The following is a 16,438-nucleotide window of genomic DNA, read 5'->3' on the forward strand; positions in this document are numbered from 1 at the left end:
GTGTGACCAAGACCGCTGCGCACAAGTCGCGGTCGGCCCCGGCCCGCCTTACGCTCGTTGGTTACACGAACTTAACGGGGGTTTTGTCAATGGGTGGGTGCACGGGCCGGACTGTGTCCACACTCAGGTTTGCCCTGATCGCGGCGGCCGTGTGCGTCGTCGGCGCAGCCTGTTCGGAAACCGTGGGTCCGCCCGCCGCCACGCCGACGACCACGATGTCCACCGCCAGGACGACCGCTTCGTCGGCTGCCGCGCCGCCCTCGATCACGGGTCCCCTGGAGAAGGACTGGAAGAGCTACGGCGGCACGGCGTTCTTCGGTTGTCCCGAGAAGTTCTCCCAGAGCAAGTCCGTGGTCGAGGACATCCGGCCCAAGGTGTTCGACACCAAGACCGGGCAGTACCTGGCGCCCGGTGCCCCCACGCTCGCCGCCGGCGAGAACGTGACCGGCGGCATCTGCGCGCTCGCGGGGACGGCCGACGACATGAGGGTCGTCTATGTGCTGACGACCGCCACCAAGACCACGGCCTACGCCTTCGACCTGAAGACCAGCCAACCGCTGGTGACCAAGGAGCTGCAACCACCGACCCCGGACCTGAAACTGACCGCCCCGAACCAATGGGGCCTGTCCGCGACGGCCTCCGGGGTGGCGTGGGTGAACGCCTTCACCGACGGGCACGGCGCCCCGTCGCCGCCGCGGACCGTCGTCCTTTCCGCCGCCGACCTGTCGATGACGTGGAACGACCCCCAGCCGGGCCGCGCGTGGCAGGACGTGCTGTCGTTTCAACGCAACACCGACCCCACCAAGGCGTCGGGCGCCGAACTGCGCCGCCCGAGCGGCGAAGCAATCTACCAGGACAACGACATCTCGAGCGTCGACGGCGAATTGTCCGACGGCCCAGACAAATTGGTGAAGATCACGCACCAGGACTCGTCCAACCCCCCGGTGGTCTCGACGATGTTCTATGACCTGAACACCAAATCCCCCATCAAAATCGGTGATACCGACCGGGTTTCGGGTGGCGGCCTGGCCGCCACGCTGTCCGACGGACAGTTGTTCATCGACGGCCGCAACTCGGGCAATTCGCAGTTCGGATTCGGGGTGTGGAACCTGCGAACCCAGCACTGGGACCTGTTGAAGACGCGGGACGACGCCAAGAAGATGTCGATCGCCAAACTGGCGTTCTTCGAAAACCACCTGTACATCACCAATGTCAGCAATACGTTCGCCGTCCTCGCCCTGCCCGGCACCGACCCGATCTCGACGACGTGGTCCGTCCGCCCGTTCGCGCGGATATCGGGCTGGACGCTTGTCTGCCGCGGCGAGAACGCCGCGGCCTTGAACGGGGACTGCAAGGACATCGTGATGGTGCAGGACCAGGACGGCCACTTTCCCGGACCCTGGTTCTGACTTTCCTCACCCGCCCGGGCCGGTGAAACGCTTGACCGGATATACCCTACGGGGGTACAGTTCTTCGCATGAACGAAATTGGAAAGTGCACCTGTAAATCAACCGGCTGCGGCTGCGGCGACTCCGCCTGCACCCAAGGCGCCGGCTGCACCTGCGGTCACCCCGATTGCACGTGCAACGACTGATCACGACGGTTAAGGCCCCGACACTCGTCGGGGCCTTAACTTGATCAGCGACCCCACCCTGCGATGGATCGTCACCGCGCTGTTCGGCGTCACCATCGCGACATACTCGTATACCCTTGTCGCCCAACGCCTCCGATGGACGAACACCGTCAACCACCTGCTGCACGTGGCGATGTCGGTGGCCATGATCGCGATGGCCTGGCGCGCCGCAATCGACATCCCGACGTTCGGGCCGATCGCCTTCTTCGTCCTGGCGGGGGCCTGGTTCGTGTGCCTGGCCACCCGCGTCGCCCGTGACCGAACGACCAACTACTACTACGCCGCGATGATGGCGGCCATGGCCTGGATGTACGCGGTGATGAATGGCGGCCGGCACGCGCCGTCGAGTTCGATGGCCGCCGGAATGGACATGTCGTCGCACGAGATGCACTGGGCCCCGGCCAGACCCGCCTGGATCACCGCGGTGAACTGGATCGTGACACTCGGGTTCGCGGTCGTGGCGCTGTATTGGCCGTGCCGCTGCCTCGCCAAGCGCCGCGTGAGCCCGGAGCCGGTTTATCACGCGTTCACCGCGGCCGGCACGGCCCTGATGTTCGGCGCGCTGCTGTAGAAGGCGGCGGCGACCCGCACGCGCGCGCGATGTAATCTAGTATCTACGCATGGATGCAGATAGTCGAGCATCTCATGGCCACCGCCATGTCCACCACGAGCACGGCCACGCCCATGAGCACCGGCCCGGGATTCGTGGCGTCCTGGCGCACCTCCTGGTCCCGCACAGCCACGACGCCGCCGAAAGCGTCGACACCGCACTGGAATCCAGCGCCGTCGGCATCCGCGCGGTCAAGGTCAGCCTGGTCGGGCTCGGCGCCACCGCGGCCGTACAGGTCGTCATCGCCGTCGCCTCCGGATCGATCGCCCTGGCCGCCGACACCATCCACAACTTCTCCGACGCCCTGACGGCGGTCCCGCTGTGGATCGCGTTCGCGGTGGGCAACCGCCCGGCGACCCGGCGCTACACCTACGGCTACGGGCGCGCCGAAGACATCGCCGGCCTGTTCGTCATCGCGATGATCGCGCTGTCGGCACTCATCGCGGGCTACGAGGCCGTGGTGCGGCTGATCCACCCCGTCGCCATCGAGCATGTCGGCTGGGTCGCCGGCGCCGGCGTGATCGGCTTCCTCGGCAACGAACTCGTCGCCCTGTACCGGATCCGCATCGGGCGCCGCATCGGGTCGGCGGCCCTGGTCGCCGACGGCCTGCACGCCCGCACCGACGGATTCACCTCACTGGCAGTGCTTTTCGGCGCCTTCGGCGTCGCGTTCGGCTACCCGTTGGCCGACCCGATCGTCGGACTGATCATCACCGTGGCGATCGTGGCGGTGTTGGGCCGCGCCGTGCGCGACATCTTCCGCCGGCTGATGGACGCGGTCGACCCCGAACTCGTCGACGTCGCCGAAGCCGCGCTCGCCGCGCGGCCCGGCGTCCGCAGCGTGCGCAGCGTCCGGATGCGCTGGATCGGGCACCGCCTGCACGCCGACGCCGAACTCGACATCGATCCGTCCACCAGCCTCGAGGACGCCCACCGCATCGCCCACGACGCCGAACACGAACTCACCCACGCCGTGCCGCGGCTCGACAGCGCGCTGGTGCACGCCTACCCGGCACACACCGCCTAGCTCCAGCCGAGGGCCTGCGGCACCATGTAGAGCCCGAAGCCCATCACCACCAGGCACAGGGCCCAGGCGATGTATTTGCGCGGCCCGCGCATGCGCCACTCCTCGGGCAGCGCGCGCGCTTCCAGCGCCAGCAGCAGGCCCAGCACGATGGGCAGCAGCAACGCGTTCATCACCTCGACGTCGACGGCGAGGTTGACCAGGTCGACGCTGGCCAGCACGAGCACGGCGCCGACGAGGTGGGCCAGCGCATAGGTGATGTAGAACTTGGCGGTCGCCCGGTTGGGCCGCTGGTTCAGCGTGTGCTTCCACCCGAACACCTCGGAGAGCCCCCACGCCCCGGCCAGCGACGACACGATGGCGGCGACCAGCGCCGCGCCCAGCATGCCCAGCCCGAACAGCACGGTGCCGCCGACGCGGCCCAGGTAGGGCGTCAGGGCATTGGCGATGTCGCCGACGGTGTTCAGCGCGCCCTCGCCGCCGTGGGCCCCGATGGTCGAGGCCACGGTGATGACGACCGAGATCATGATCAGCTGGGTCAGCACCGCGCCGGCGGCGGTGTCGTGCCGGGCCTGGCGGATGGTGGCCACCGACAGGTGCTTGTCGACCACGGCGCCCTGTTGGTAGAAGACCATCCAGGGCATGATGACCGCGCCGACGTTGGCCGCGACCAGCAGCAGGTACGACGAGTTGCCCAGCGGCATCGACTTCAGGCCCTCCACAAGGGCTTTCGGCTCGGGGCGCGCCATCACCATGGCGACCAGAAAGGCCAGTTCGGCCGCACCGATGACGAGGCCGATCCGTTCCACGCGCCGGTAGCTGCCGGTCAGCGCCAGCGCCAGCAACGCGGCCGTCGCGACCGGGATGCTCACCCACCGCGAAACCCCGAACAGCTCACCCACGCCGGCGACGCCGGCGAACTCGGTGAGCAGCGCACCGATCGCCGAGGCGAACAGCGTGAACGCCGAGATCCACGCCCAGAACCGGCCGAAGCGCTCCCGGATCAGCGCGCCGTGCCCCTTCTTGGTGACGATCCCCAGCCGCACGGTCATCTCCTGCACGACGTACAGGATCGGCATCAAGATCAGCTGCGGCAGCACCATCCGGTAGCCCCACTGGGCGCCGGACTGCGACGCGGTGATCAGCGAGCCCGCGTCGGTGTCGGCCAGCATCACGACCAGGCCGGGGCCCCAGACTGTCAGCAGGCCCCACCGCAGCCACCGTCCACGACGGGACGTCGCGGCGGACGACTCGCCCGACGCGTCCGCCACCGGTGCGGTTGTTTCGGTCACCCTCGACAAGCTCCTTCGTGCGATAGCGGTGGACAACAAACTAAGCCTCGCCTAACTAGCCGTCGCCACCGGCCCCGCGTTTTCGCCGGGCGGAAGTCACTCCTCCGGAGTTCCGTACTTTTTTGTAGACAACTCTCCGACAACACGCCGAGCGGAGCAGCAAAGGGTTTCACAGCGGGCGACCTGGTCACTACGATGATTTCGACAGCCTCAGCAAAGGAACACCGAGGATGCAGATGAGCGCCACGTGACCGCCCCGGTGCTCGACTTCGACGGCCGCATGGTCGACCGACGCCAAGAACTCGCCGAACTCCGCGACGCGGTGGACGCCGCCGGGCGCGCGGGCGGCGGGTGCATCCTGCTGAGCGGCGTGTCGGGGGTGGGCAAGTCGACGCTCGTCCAGGCCTTCGGCGCCGAGGTGTCCGGGCGCGACTGCGTCTTCGCGTACGGACGGTGCCGGGACGGGGCGCCGGCGCCGTACTCGGCGGTGGGGGATGCGCTGGGCGCCCTCGTCCGCATCATGGAGGCCACCGGGCCCGCCGAGCATGACCGCTGGCGCGAGGACATCGTCAGCGGGATGGCGTCGATCGCCGGCATCCTCGGGGAGCTTGTGCCGGACCTGGCCCGGGTGCTCGGCGGGGCGTCGCAGGTGCCCGACCTCGACGCGGCGGACGCCCGCCGGCGGCTGCATCGGGCGGTCGCTCGGCTGCTGTCCGCCACCGCGACCTATCGACCCGTGGTGTTGGCGATCGACGACCTGCAGTGGGCCGATCGGGACACGCTGCTGCTGTTGTCCGAAGTCCTGACGGTGTCCCTGCGCAACGTCTTGGTACTCGGTGCGCACCGCGCGGGCGGATTCGACCCGGGCTCGGCCGGACTCACCTCGGAAGGTGTGCGCAGCATCGAACTGAAACCGCTGTCCCGGGACGACGTCGAGGAGCTCCTCGCCGCGGTGGCCGGTCAGGGTGTGGAGCTCGGTGACGTGGCCGCCGAGTTCCAGCACCGGACCGGCGGCAATCCGCTGCAGGTTCGTCAGCTGCTGTACCGCGCGCAACGCGAAGGGGCGCTCACCCCGGTCGGCGCCGGCGGGCGTCCGAGTTGGGACCTGCGCGTCCTCGCGTCGATGGAGGTCACCGCCACGGCCGCCGAATTCCTCGGCCGCTATCTCGAGCAGCTGCGCCCGAGCGACCGCGCGGTGCTCCGATCGCTGTCGTGCATGGGCGGCGAGTTCGACCTCGACGACGCCACGGCGGCCGCCGCGCAGCCGCCCGACGTCGTCGCGCAGGCGCTCTGGGCCTGCCTCGAGCTTCGCCTGATCGAGGCCGTCGACAGCGGCGGCAGGCGGATCGCGAACGCGATCAGCCGCGACGCCCGCTACCGCTTCAGCCACGACCGGGTGGTCGAGGCGGCCCGCGACGGCCTGTCCGACGACGCCGCACGGGAGACCCACCTGCGGATCGGCCGGCGCCTGGTCGAGCAGGGGGACGGCCGGTTGTTCGAGGCCGCGCGCCACGTCGGCATCGGCGGACGCGGGCTCGCCGACGACGCCGAGCGCGTCCGATTCGTCGACGTCCCGCGGCGCGCGGCGCGAAAGGCCAAGGCGCAGGCCTCGTTCCCGCTGGCGCTGGAATACTCGCGCGACGCCCTGGACCTGCTCGGCGAACAGCGTTGGTCCACGCACGGCGCCCTGACCCGCGAGCTGCAGCTCGACGCCGCGGAAGCCGCCCTGCTGGTCGGTGACGTGGCGACGCTGCATGCGCTGCTCGACGAAGCCGAGGCGTTTCTGCCCGAGCCGCCCGACCGTGCGCGACTCGCCTACCTGCGGGTCAAGGGGCGGGTCGCACAGAATCGTCTCCAGGAGGCGCTCGAAACCGGGCTGCGGGCGCTCGACGAGCTGGGCGAGAAAGTGCCGACCGAGGCGGGCAAGCCGCGGATGGGCAACGCCCTGGTTCGGATGCGGCTGATGATGCGCCGCTGGAGCAACGAGCGGCTGCTTGCGCTGCCGCAGTGCGATGACGAGCGGGTCATCGCACTGCACCGGATTCTTGCCGAGCTGTGCAACATGGCGGTTCTGGTCCGGCCGAACCTCCTGCCCCTGCTCGTCCGCAAACAACTCGATCTCACGCTGGCCCACGGTCACACGCCGTCCTCGCCGCTGGTCATTGCCGGTTACGGAATCGTCCTCGTGCTGCTCGGTGACCACGACGGCGGCCAGCGCTTCGGCGAGGTAGCCATGCAGCTCGCGGAACGCCCGGAATTCCGGGAGGCCCGGCCGCAGACGGTGTTCATGCACCTGGACTACATCCACCACTGGCGCCACCCGATCCGCGATGGCTTGGGCGAGCTTCGCGACGCCGTCGAGGAGGCGCTCGACCAGGGCGACCAGGAGAACGCCGGCTTGCTGGTCGCGGTCCTGCTCTCCCAGATGTTCTGGGTGGGTCGGCCGCTCGCGGAGATCGACGCCCTCGCCAGCTCCCTGATCCCCCACATCCGTTCGCAGCCCGTGCCCACCGCGCTTTGCCAGGCCATGCAACAGCTTTGCCTCAACCTGATGGGCCGCACCGCGGATCCCCTTCTGCTCGCCGGCGAGAGCGGTTACGACGAGCGGGAAGTGCTGCCCGCGGCGCGCAGTGAGGGCGACGAGGTGGCGCTGGGCGTGGCCGCGGCCATGAAGCAGGGCCTGCACTTCTGGTGCGGTGACCACGACGGCGCGGTCGCCGCCACGTCGGAGGCGATCGAGCATCTCGGCGGCCTGGCCGGCATCGCGGCCTCCCAACTCGTCTACCTGCTCGGCGCCCTCAGCATGATCCAGTGCGCGCCGCGCGACCCCGCCACCGCCCGCTTCGTGCGGCAGTCCCTGGCGTCGCACCGCAAGTGGGCGGCCGGCGCCCCGGAAAACTATGCGGCGCCGTATGCGCTGATCCAGGGGACATGGGCGCGAGCGCGCGGGCAACACGCCAAGGCTGAGCGCTATCTACACCAGGCGATCGAGCTCGCAGAGGAGAACCGGCTACCCACGATCAGCGCGCGCGCCCACGAGGAGGCCGCCGCCCTCTACGCCGACACCGGGCGGAAGACGCTTCACGAACACATGCTGCGGTCGGCGTACCAGCGTTGGCTGAGCCTGGGTTTCACGGTGCGCACGGACTGGCTCGCGCGGGAGCACTCCTGGCTGCTGCGGCGCGATCTCAAGACGGGTTCGGCCGGGATCGATCCGGTCGGCGCGCACGAGCTGCTGCGCACTCTGTCGGGAGCGCGCACCGCGGACGGCCTGGCCAACATCATCCTGGGCTCCGTCGCGGACACGACCGATGCGCGCCGCGTCCTGTTCATCACCGGTGAGGCGGACAATCTGTCGGTCCGGGCGATCAACGACCACGGCCGCATCTCGATCGTGGACGGGCCGTGGACCGAGGTGGCCTACGACCGGGACATCGTGCGCCGCGTGATCGACGGCGGCTCCGCCGTCGTGGTGCCCGCCGACCAGGCGCCGGCGATCCTGGCGGTTCCGATCCGGTTGCACGACAGCACAATTGGTGTCATCTACGCCGAGCAGGACAAGCCCGGCAGGCATTTCGGCTCCGAGCACGAAGAGGCGGTCGCCTTCGTGTGCGCCCAGGCCGCCGCGCCGCTGTGGAACTTCCAGCTGGAGGCGCGACTGCGCGCCGCCGACGAGTACCGGCAGTCGCTCATGGACGTGCAATCGAGGTTCGTTCCCAACGAACTGCTGCGCATCCTGGACATCGACGACCTTCGCCGCGTCCGCAGCGGCTACCGCGTCGAACGCGAAATGACCGTTCTCATCAGCGATATCCGCGGCTACACGACCATGCTCGAGGACATGGACGTCGCCGAGGCCAGCAACCTGGCGATGGGGTTCCTGCGGGCCGTCGAGCTCCCGATCATCAGTTACAACGGCATGATCCAAGACGTGCGCGGGGACGAGATCGTCGCCGTCTTCGACTCCGAACCCGACGCCGTCCGGGCGGGGCTGGCGATGCTGCGGTCGCTGCGGGAGCACAACCGGGAGCGGACGGCACTGGGCTCCGAGGAATTGCGCGCCGGCATCGGCATCAACACCGGCGCGGTCGGGGTCGGGCTGGTGGGCGGGGTGAACCGCATGGTGCTCACCATCATTGGCGATGCGGTGAACCTGGCCGCCCGCATCGAGAGCACCAACAAGCGCTACGGCTCCGCATTGCTGATTTCCGATCGTACGTATAAGCGCCTCGCTCATTCCGAGCAGTTCGACGTCCGTCGCATGGAGCGCGTCATGGTGGTCAACCGGCGCCGCCCGGTAACGATTTACGAGGTCTACGACGAGGATTCGGCTCCGGTCCGGGCCGCCAAGCGGGCGGCGCAGCCCGCGTTCGACGAGGCCTTCGCGCTGTTCGACGCCGGCGATGTCGACCGTGCGCGCGCCGCCTTCGAACGCTGCCGCGCCCTGCTGCCCGAGGACCCCATTGCGCCGTTGCACATAGCGCACTGCGACGCGATGGCGCGTGGTGAGATGACCCCGGGTCAGGAGATAGCCCTGCTGAATAAGTAATGCACTACCCGACTTTAAAAAAACCGCATAAAAGTGCTTTTCGATTACCGAACTTGTCTGCCATGATTTGCTCGACAGTCAGGAGGGTCGCACCCATGGTGTACTTCAGCGCTGAGCATTTGGCCCTTGCCAATCAGGCCCTTCGCGAAACATTCGGGCAGTGCAGCGTTGCCTGGCAGGCCATCCCGCATTGGGACACCGGCGACCCCGGCCAGCTCACTGTCGCGAACGGCCTGCTGGGCGGGTCCGCGGGATTCCTACCCCTCGCTCCGCCGCCTCCTCCGCCGTCAGCGTTCCAGCTGACGGTCGCGGAGGCGATCGCGCCGACCCCGGATGCACTGCTGACCGGAGCCATGGCGGGGACCAAAACCCTCGCCAACAACTTTGACACCGTCGTCCTCAATGCGTGCTGCCAGCCCCCAACACCCCAACTCCCCATCCCGGCCAGCGCCAGCAACACTCCTCAGGACTTGCAAAAGGTGCTTATCACCTCCCGGGTGATGGTCGAGAATGCCGGATATCGGGCGCCGTCCTGTCTGGTGACAAACACGACGGGGCTCATATATCTGAACCAGCTGGCCAACGGCTATTACAACATCCTTCAGCAGACGCTCGCTGCGGCAAACATCAACTCGCTCTACCGATTTGAGATCGACGCCGCCAATACCACGACGAAGGCCAGGATGCTCTTGATAGGCCGTCGCCGGCGGATCGCCCAAGGCGCGGCGCCGGATGCATCACCCGGTGAGGAGCCGGTGGACCTTGCGGTCAGCGTCCTCCCAAGCCTGGAGGTCGACGGCGAAACCAACACGGGCACAATCCAGCTCTCCCCCCGGATCCGTTTTGCGACAAGGATCACCGATGCCACAGGCCTCGTCGCTCTCAAGGAGTGAATCGCGTGACGGCGGTCCGAACCCGATAGCCTGCAACCCGCTCGACGACTACCTCGCCCTGTGCAAGGACGCCTGCGACGGCGAGATCGACCGGCTGTACGGCGCGGACGCGCGCGGGTCGAACGGCCTCTACGACCTGATCCTCGACTACCCGATGCGCGGCGGGAAGGCGCTTCGGCCCGCACTGAGCATCGCCACCTGCCTCGGCCTCGGCGGCCACCTCGAGGCGATACTGCCGACCGCCGCGACGCTCGAGCTCTACCACAACGCGTTCCTCATTCACGACGACATCGAAGACGAATCATGGTGGCGGCGCGGCAAACCCACGCTGCACATCGACCACGGCGTGCCGATCGCCGTCAACGTCGGCGACGCCATGCTGTCGCTCTCGCTGCAGCCGCTGCTCGACAACGTCGAGCGGGTCGGGCTCGGGCCCGCCCTGCGGATCCTGCGCGCCGTCGCCAAGATGACCCGGCTGACCGTCGACGGACAGGCGTTGGAGCTGGAGTGGGTCCGGTCCAACACCTGGTGGCTCGGTGATGCCGACTACCTCAAGATGGTGGAGCTCAAGACCAGTTGGTACTCGTTCATCACCCCCCTGCAGGCCGGCGCGATCGCGGCCGGCGCCGGACCCGAGCGGTTGGCGCCGCTGGAGGCGCTCGGCCGGCACCTGGGCGCGGCCTTCCAGATCACCGACGACCTGCTGAACTTGCGGGCGGACCCCGAGGAGTACGGCAAGGAGATCGGCGGCGACCTCTGGGAGGGCAAGCGCACCCTGATGCTGTTGCACACCTTGCGCAGCGCCGAACCGAAGGACCGGGAACGCGCGGTGCAGGTTCTCGCCAGGCGCCGCCCGAGCACGGACGGCGAATTGGGTCTTATCCAGCTGCTGGACCGGCTCACCGCCCACGGCCAGTTGTCCCAACCCGGCAGGGCCGAGATCGAGACTCGGCTGCGCGGACGGCAGCCCTCGGAGTCGAAGAGCCTCAACGACATTCGCTGGCTCTACGAATTGATGCACCGTGTCGGATCGTTGAAGCACGCCCGGGAGATCGCCGCGCAGCAGGCCCGCGAAGCCGCCATCGTGCTTGCCAGGCTCGACTGGCTGCCACGCAGCCGGCACCGCGACATGCTGGCCGACCTGGTGGACTACGTACACGGGCGGACGCGATGAACCCCGAAGGCGTGCTCGGCATGCTGGCGGAGCTCGAGCGGATCCGCGAGCTCACTCTCGACCTCGTCGAACAACAGGCCCCGCAGTTGCAGCCGCCCCCGCCGGGCGAGGCCGGCGATATGCAGCGCACGGTGTTCGACCTACTCCTCGGCGCGCGCCGTGCGGTCCTCGGCAATCCCGCGGCCGCCCGGCGGCTACACGAGCTGCTCGTCGCCGAGGGCCGCCGTTACGCAAACACACCCCGCGGGGCGCGGCTGCGCGACGCGTTGGCCGCATCGGAAGCCGTGGAGAATCTGCGGCGCGTCTGGGAGATGGTGAGCCTCAACGTTCTCGGCGGCCCCGCCGCGCCCGGCGCCGTTCCCGACGCCTGGGCGGATCTGATGGCCGACGCCGTCATCGGGCGCGGTCTCGACGATGCCCTTCTGGATCGCCTGCGGCCCGAGGGGTTCGCATGACGCTCACCGATCCCCGCGAAGCGCTCGCAGACCAGAGCGATTTCATCGGCTATCTGGTTGGCCTTGCCCGCATCGCTCGGGTGGTGCACGGCCTGGCCTCGGACGGCCAGGGCCGAGCCGAGCACCCCCGCGACCCGGACGACTTCGTCTACCTGCTGCTCGGGTTTGCCAGCCTCGGCGCGGCGATCGAGGGATTCGCCGGTTCGGCCGTCGCACAACAGAAACCGGCTGCGGCTCCCCCGCCGGCGGCCCCGATCACGCGGTGGCTCCGATGAGCGCGCTCCTCGCCCGCAGCGACTTCCTCCGCGCCCCGGTGCTGGCCACCGCCCGGCCCGCGGGTTTCAAGGAGTGGCAGCACTTCGTGGTGCACGGGCGGGGCGCGCGGCTCTTGATCAACTTCAGCCTCAACAATGAAGTGCTCGCCGGAGGCGAAACCCGGCCGGCGCCACGCGTCATCGTGATCGCTCACGACGAGAACTGGACCGGCGCCATCGAGCGGTTCGCCGAGCGCGATCTGAACGTTTCGGCCGACCTGGGTGAATTGACCATCGGCGGCAACCGGATGACCATCCTGCCCGACGGCTACCGCGTGGCAATCGACCTGCCCGGCAACGGCATTCGGGGCGAATTGCACTTCACCTCGGCAAGCCGGCCGTTTGTGGTCCGCAACGAACCGGCGGGTGCAGGCCGCGTCAGTTGGCTCTTCGTACCGAGGCTGCGCGCCGACGGATGGCTCCGCATCGGTGACCGGGAATATCGCGTGGAGAACGACCTGGCCTATCACGACCACAACTGGGGCCGGTTCCGCTGGGGCGACGACTTCGGTTGGACGTGGGGCACCATCTTGCCGAGCAGAGCCGGCGACCCGTGGTCGATGGTGTCGGTGCACATCACCGACCGGCGGCGGCTGCGCTCTCTGTCCCGATCGCTGTACGTGTGGCACCACGACGAACCCGCGGCGATATTCCGACACGCGGCGGTGCAGGCGAGCGCGCACGGCTTGCTCGACCGCGCGGCGGATTGCACCTTGCCGCCCCCGATGCGGCTACTGATGGACGGTGAGGTGCCGGGCGTTCCGGAGCGGATCGAGATCACCGCGACGCGGGCCGGCGACAAGGTGCGCGCCGAGTTCCGCTCGCGTTCGTATGCCCGCCTGGCCCAACCGAGTGAGGTACGCCTCGACGGATCGACCGTGCTCTGCGAAGCCGACGGCGACGTCCGGGCGAGCGGCACAGTGAACGGCGACGACTTCGACTTCGTCGGAACCGGTGTATTCGAGTTCCTCCATGGCTGAACGGGTTTCGTCGCTATTGCGGCGTTCGGTCGGGCACCTGGAGGACGAGGTGCCCGACAGTTACCGATTGCTGGTATCCCGCGTCGGCCCGATGGTGGTCGAACTCAACGTCGACGGCGAGGTGTTTTCGCTGAGCGGTGGTCAGCGACTTCAGGTGTCCGACGGCGCGGCGCAGACCCCCTCCGTCCGGATCGTCACCTCGCGGGCCGGCATTCTCGATCTCCTCGACGCCCGGGTGGGGCTTGACGAGGCCGTGGAGGCGGGCACGGTGTGGGTTGGCGGTTCCCTCGATGACGTCCAGCGCGCGCACGACTCGCTGCTGGCGTACGTGCACGCCGCGGTCCGCGCGCCCACGCAGCCGGGCCTGCTATCCGAACTGCGGGAGGGCGCATGAGCGAGCAAATCTGCGCGCCGGCGTCCTGCGCAAGGCGTCCGACGGTGGCGGTGCTCGGGGCGGGCATCGCGGGCCTCACCGCCGCGCAGGAATTGGCCGAACGCGGTTTCGTGGTCACGGTGTACGAGGCGCGGCAGGACGAGCGCAACGGCTTGGGGCCCGAGCCGGCCGGGACCTACCCGCCCGTCAAGCTCGGCGGCCTCGCGGCATCTCAGTACTCGACGGTGGGCGCCGAGGGCGGGAGCCAAGCCGAACTGCGTCCCTTCCCGGGCCGGCGGGGCCAGCCACTCGCCCCCGGGCGAGCGGTGGCGGGTGAACACGGCTTCCGCTTCTTCCCGGCGTACTACCTCCACATCTGGGACCTGTTTCAGCGCATCCCGATCTATCAGCTCAGCGGGACCGCCGGCTGGATACCGACCTCCCGGACCGTCTACGACAACGTCCGGCGGGTGATCACCCAGGGCGTCACGATCGACGGTAAGCCGTCCCTGGTCTTTCCCCGCGAATTCCCGCGAAGCGGCGCCGAGTTTTTGGGCATCCTCGGCCAACTCGGGATGGTGGGCCTCACCGCGAGCGACGCCACCACCTTCCAGGGCAGGATGCTGCGCTACCTCGTCACCAGTCCGCTGCGTCGCGCGCGCGAACTGCAGAACGTGTCCGCCTACGACTTCTTCGTCGGACACGACAGCAAGACCGGAACCAACCAGTTTTCTTACTCGCCGGGTTGCGAAGCGCTATTGCGCCGGATGCCAAAGGTTCTGGTCGCCTTCGACTCGCACTGGGGTGACGCGCGCACCAACATCAGCACCTATCTGCAGCTGTACCTGAACATGGACCGCGACGACAATAAGGCCGATGGGGTGCTCAACGGTCCCACCACCGAATCCTGGTTCGACCATTGGTACCACCACCTCGTCGCGCTCGGGGTGGTGTTCGTCCGCAATGCCGCGACACGGCTCGACCCTCCGCCCTTCGACCCGACTCAGCCGCCGCATCTGCGCCCCCGGGTGCGGATCACGCTGGCCGACGGCACGCGGGTGTCCCCGGACTACACGGTCGTTGCCGTCGACGCCCCCGGGGCCGAATACCTCACGGCCGCGCTGCGCGCGGCGGGCACCGGCGGCACGGTGGCCAGGCTGGACGGGTTCACCACCATCCCTCCTCCGCCCGGTGGCCCCCTGCAGCCCTACACGACCCGGCCCCAGGGGCGGCGAAATCCCTACTCGATGGATGAGCTGGGACGGGTGCCGTGGGATCGCTTCCAAACGCTGTGCGGCATCCAGTACTACTTCGACACCGAATTTCAGCTTCTCCGAGGGCACATGTTGTACGCGGGCACGGAGTGGGCGCTGTCGTCGATCAACCAGGCCGGGTTGTGGGAGAAGCGACCGATTCTGGACCTCGATGGCCACGTCTCGGTGCTGTCGGTCGACATCGGGGATTTCAATGCCCCGTCCAGTCACCTGGGCAAGGCGGCGCGCGACTGCACTCCCGACGAGATCGCCGCGGAGGTATGGCGCCAAATGATTTCCGCGCTCACGAGCGACGCCGGATCCGTCGGGCAGGAGGTCATGCCGTGGCCCGCGTGGTATGCGCTCGATCGCAACCTGACCATGGCCGGCGGACCGGGACAGGGCCAGGGGCGCATGGTTCGCAATGAGGCGCCGTACCTCGTTCCCATCGTCGGCGACTGGGACAATCGGCCCAGCAGCGACCCGTGGAATCCGCACGGAACGTCGTGGAGCAGCGCACCGCCCGACGACTGGTGGCTGGCAGACCTCGAGCAGCGGAACGTCTGGCAGGCCCGCCACGGCGGCTACCAGGTGCACAACAATTCGGTGGTTTTCGCGGGTACGTGGAATAAGACGTTCACACGGCTGACGTCGATGGAGGCGGCGTGCGAGTCGGCACGGCATGCCGTCAACGCGATCCTCGACCACTACATCTGGGTTGCATCGGGAGGTCTCGATCGCCGGAAGAAGACCACGCTCGACTGGAAGTTTCCCTTCGGATTCCTGGACCAGGGCATGTCCAGCCCGATCCGAATGCCGACACCCGCGGGTGACTACTGCTACGTCTTCGACATCGAAAACCGGGAGCCGGCGGACACCCGTCTGCTACGCACGCTGGACTCGATGTTCTGCGAGCGGTCGCTGCCCCATCCGCTGGACGCGCCGGCCGAAATCGCGTTCGGCGTCCTCAAGTCGCTCGTTCCCCCATTCGCCGGAGGTAAGTAAATGTTCATGCCCGCAACGGATTACAACCAGCAGTTGCTCGCCTATCTGCAGATGTTGCGACAACTTCTGGACCAGGTGATGGCGATGGCGACGGCCGGAGCGGCGTTCCCGGCCCCACCGTTTGCAATGCCGCCCGCGCCGTTCATGGCGCCGGGAGGCCAGTTCATGCCGCCCACGATGCCAACGATGCCGCCCGCGCCCCCATCGACTTCACCGGCGCCACCGACACCGCCTGCGCCCGGCGATTACGCCCAACAGCTGTTCGGCTACCTGCAGGCGTGGCGGCAGTACCTCGAGCAGGTGGCGGCGACCGGTCCGGGCAGCGGACCCCTCGGCGGTGGTGGTAAGCCCGCGAACCCGCCGAATGGAACCAGTGCGCCGGGCAACGGTGCCGGGGGCGGTGACACCTCGCGCGGCGAAGCCGGTGGGGGATCGGGGCCCACGCCGCCTCCGAAACTGTTGGACCTCCCGCCCACCAACCTCGGGGGCAGCCAAATCACGGCCGACGACTTCGGGGGGACCAACCCCCTCGCCCCATCCGGCCAGACAGGGCCGCTGATCGCACTAGCGCCCACCGGCTATCCCACGAGCCAAATCTCCGGCCCGGGCCTGGACCTCGGGGGTTCGATGCAACAGGGACCGAACGAACCACAGATGCTGACTCCACCGGGCAACGATTTGGGGACTTTCATGCCCCCGCCCCCTCCGTTTCTGCTTGGCACGCCCGTTGCCACAGACGTCCTCAGGCCGGGGCCACTAGTCGAACAGTCACCGGGCTCGTCGTTTCAAAGCGCAATCGATCGCCTGGACCCCGCTGCTGTGCAGGAGGTTGTGCCGAAATCGCTCTTCTCTACTCCCGAGGCGTAGGCGCGGCGCCGTCGGG

Annotated in this window: 11 protein-coding genes and 1 pseudogene; 11 read left to right on the forward strand and 1 reads right to left on the reverse strand. The window is 68.4% G+C overall.

Going from position 1 to position 16,438, the window contains the following annotated elements:
* Positions 1-89: 89 nt before the first annotated feature.
* The 3 genes from AWB89_RS21830 to AWB89_RS21840 all read left to right on the forward strand — a co-directional run bounded on the left by AWB89_RS21830 (position 90) and on the right by AWB89_RS21840 (position 3,270).
* On the forward strand, positions 90-1,409 hold the full coding sequence (locus AWB89_RS21830) for a hypothetical protein (RefSeq protein WP_085176458.1): 1,320 nt from the start codon (positions 90-92) through the stop codon (positions 1,407-1,409).
* Between the two features lie 225 nt (positions 1,410-1,634).
* On the forward strand, positions 1,635-2,204 hold the full coding sequence (locus AWB89_RS21835; RefSeq protein ID WP_085176460.1) for a DUF5134 domain-containing protein: 570 nt from the start codon (positions 1,635-1,637) through the stop codon (positions 2,202-2,204).
* 49 nt (positions 2,205-2,253) lie between these two features.
* Positions 2,254-3,270 (forward strand): cation diffusion facilitator family transporter, encoded by a 1,017-nt coding sequence (locus tag AWB89_RS21840; protein ID WP_085176462.1) that lies wholly within the window; start codon positions 2,254-2,256, stop codon positions 3,268-3,270.
* Here the strand turns inward: AWB89_RS21840 and AWB89_RS21845 are convergent.
* Positions 3,267-4,559: an NRAMP family divalent metal transporter gene (locus AWB89_RS21845; protein WP_085176464.1), complete on the reverse strand. Its 1,293-nt coding sequence runs from the start codon at positions 4,557-4,559 to the stop codon at positions 3,267-3,269. The two genes, AWB89_RS21840 and AWB89_RS21845, sit on opposite strands and share 4 nt — an antisense overlap.
* A gap of 259 nt (positions 4,560-4,818) precedes the next feature.
* On the opposite strand from AWB89_RS21845, the gene AWB89_RS21850 reads away from it, so the two are divergent.
* From AWB89_RS21850 to AWB89_RS21885, 8 genes and pseudogenes are all read left to right on the forward strand, one after another.
* Entirely contained in the window at positions 4,819-9,108 is a 4,290-nt protein-coding gene (locus AWB89_RS21850; protein WP_174627864.1) for an AAA family ATPase, read from the forward strand.
* A 95-nt stretch (positions 9,109-9,203) separates the two neighbouring features.
* On the forward strand, positions 9,204-10,001 hold the full coding sequence (locus AWB89_RS21855) for a hypothetical protein (RefSeq protein ID WP_241520560.1): 798 nt from the start codon (positions 9,204-9,206) through the stop codon (positions 9,999-10,001).
* On the forward strand, positions 9,970-11,175 hold the full coding sequence (locus AWB89_RS21860; RefSeq protein ID WP_085176466.1) for a polyprenyl synthetase family protein: 1,206 nt from the start codon (positions 9,970-9,972) through the stop codon (positions 11,173-11,175). Before AWB89_RS21855 ends, AWB89_RS21860 begins: the two co-directional genes overlap by 32 nt.
* The gene (locus AWB89_RS21865) at positions 11,172-11,630 is read left to right on the forward strand and encodes a hypothetical protein (protein WP_085176468.1); all 459 of its coding nucleotides are present in this window, start codon (positions 11,172-11,174) and stop codon (positions 11,628-11,630) included. The genes AWB89_RS21860 and AWB89_RS21865 overlap by 4 nt, the downstream gene beginning before the upstream one ends.
* Positions 11,627-11,905 (forward strand): hypothetical protein, encoded by a 279-nt coding sequence (locus AWB89_RS21870; RefSeq protein ID WP_085176470.1) that lies wholly within the window; start codon positions 11,627-11,629, stop codon positions 11,903-11,905. The genes AWB89_RS21865 and AWB89_RS21870 overlap by 4 nt, the downstream gene beginning before the upstream one ends.
* Positions 11,902-12,924, forward strand: coding sequence for a hypothetical protein (locus AWB89_RS21875; protein ID WP_085176472.1), 1,023 nt, complete (start codon positions 11,902-11,904; stop codon positions 12,922-12,924). Before AWB89_RS21870 ends, AWB89_RS21875 begins: the two co-directional genes overlap by 4 nt.
* Entirely contained in the window at positions 12,917-13,318 is a 402-nt protein-coding gene (locus tag AWB89_RS21880) for an SCP-2 sterol transfer family protein (protein WP_085176474.1), read from the forward strand. The genes AWB89_RS21875 and AWB89_RS21880 overlap by 8 nt, the downstream gene beginning before the upstream one ends.
* Positions 13,315-16,422 (forward strand): annotated as a pseudogene (locus AWB89_RS21885) (NAD(P)-binding protein). Before AWB89_RS21880 ends, AWB89_RS21885 begins: the two are co-directional and overlap by 4 nt.
* The last annotated feature ends 16 nt before the right edge of the window (positions 16,423-16,438 follow it).

It is taken from the genome of Mycobacterium paraense (genome assembly GCF_002101815.1).
Lineage (GTDB): Bacteria > Actinomycetota > Actinomycetes > Mycobacteriales > Mycobacteriaceae > Mycobacterium > Mycobacterium paraense.

Coding starts and splice junctions, on each gene's coding strand:
- AWB89_RS21855 (WP_241520560.1), top strand. CDS start 9,204: ATGGTGTACTTCAGCGCTGAGCATTTGGCCCTTGCCAATCAGGCCCTT.
- AWB89_RS21880 (WP_085176474.1), top strand. CDS start 12,917: ATGGCTGAACGGGTTTCGTCGCTATTGCGGCGTTCGGTCGGGCACCTG.
- AWB89_RS21840 (WP_085176462.1), top strand. CDS start 2,254: ATGGATGCAGATAGTCGAGCATCTCATGGCCACCGCCATGTCCACCAC.
- AWB89_RS21865 (WP_085176468.1), top strand. CDS start 11,172: ATGAACCCCGAAGGCGTGCTCGGCATGCTGGCGGAGCTCGAGCGGATC.
- AWB89_RS21870 (WP_085176470.1), top strand. CDS start 11,627: ATGACGCTCACCGATCCCCGCGAAGCGCTCGCAGACCAGAGCGATTTC.
- AWB89_RS21860 (WP_085176466.1), top strand. CDS start 9,970: ATGCCACAGGCCTCGTCGCTCTCAAGGAGTGAATCGCGTGACGGCGGT.
- AWB89_RS21830 (WP_085176458.1), top strand. CDS start 90: ATGGGTGGGTGCACGGGCCGGACTGTGTCCACACTCAGGTTTGCCCTG.
- AWB89_RS21875 (WP_085176472.1), top strand. CDS start 11,902: ATGAGCGCGCTCCTCGCCCGCAGCGACTTCCTCCGCGCCCCGGTGCTG.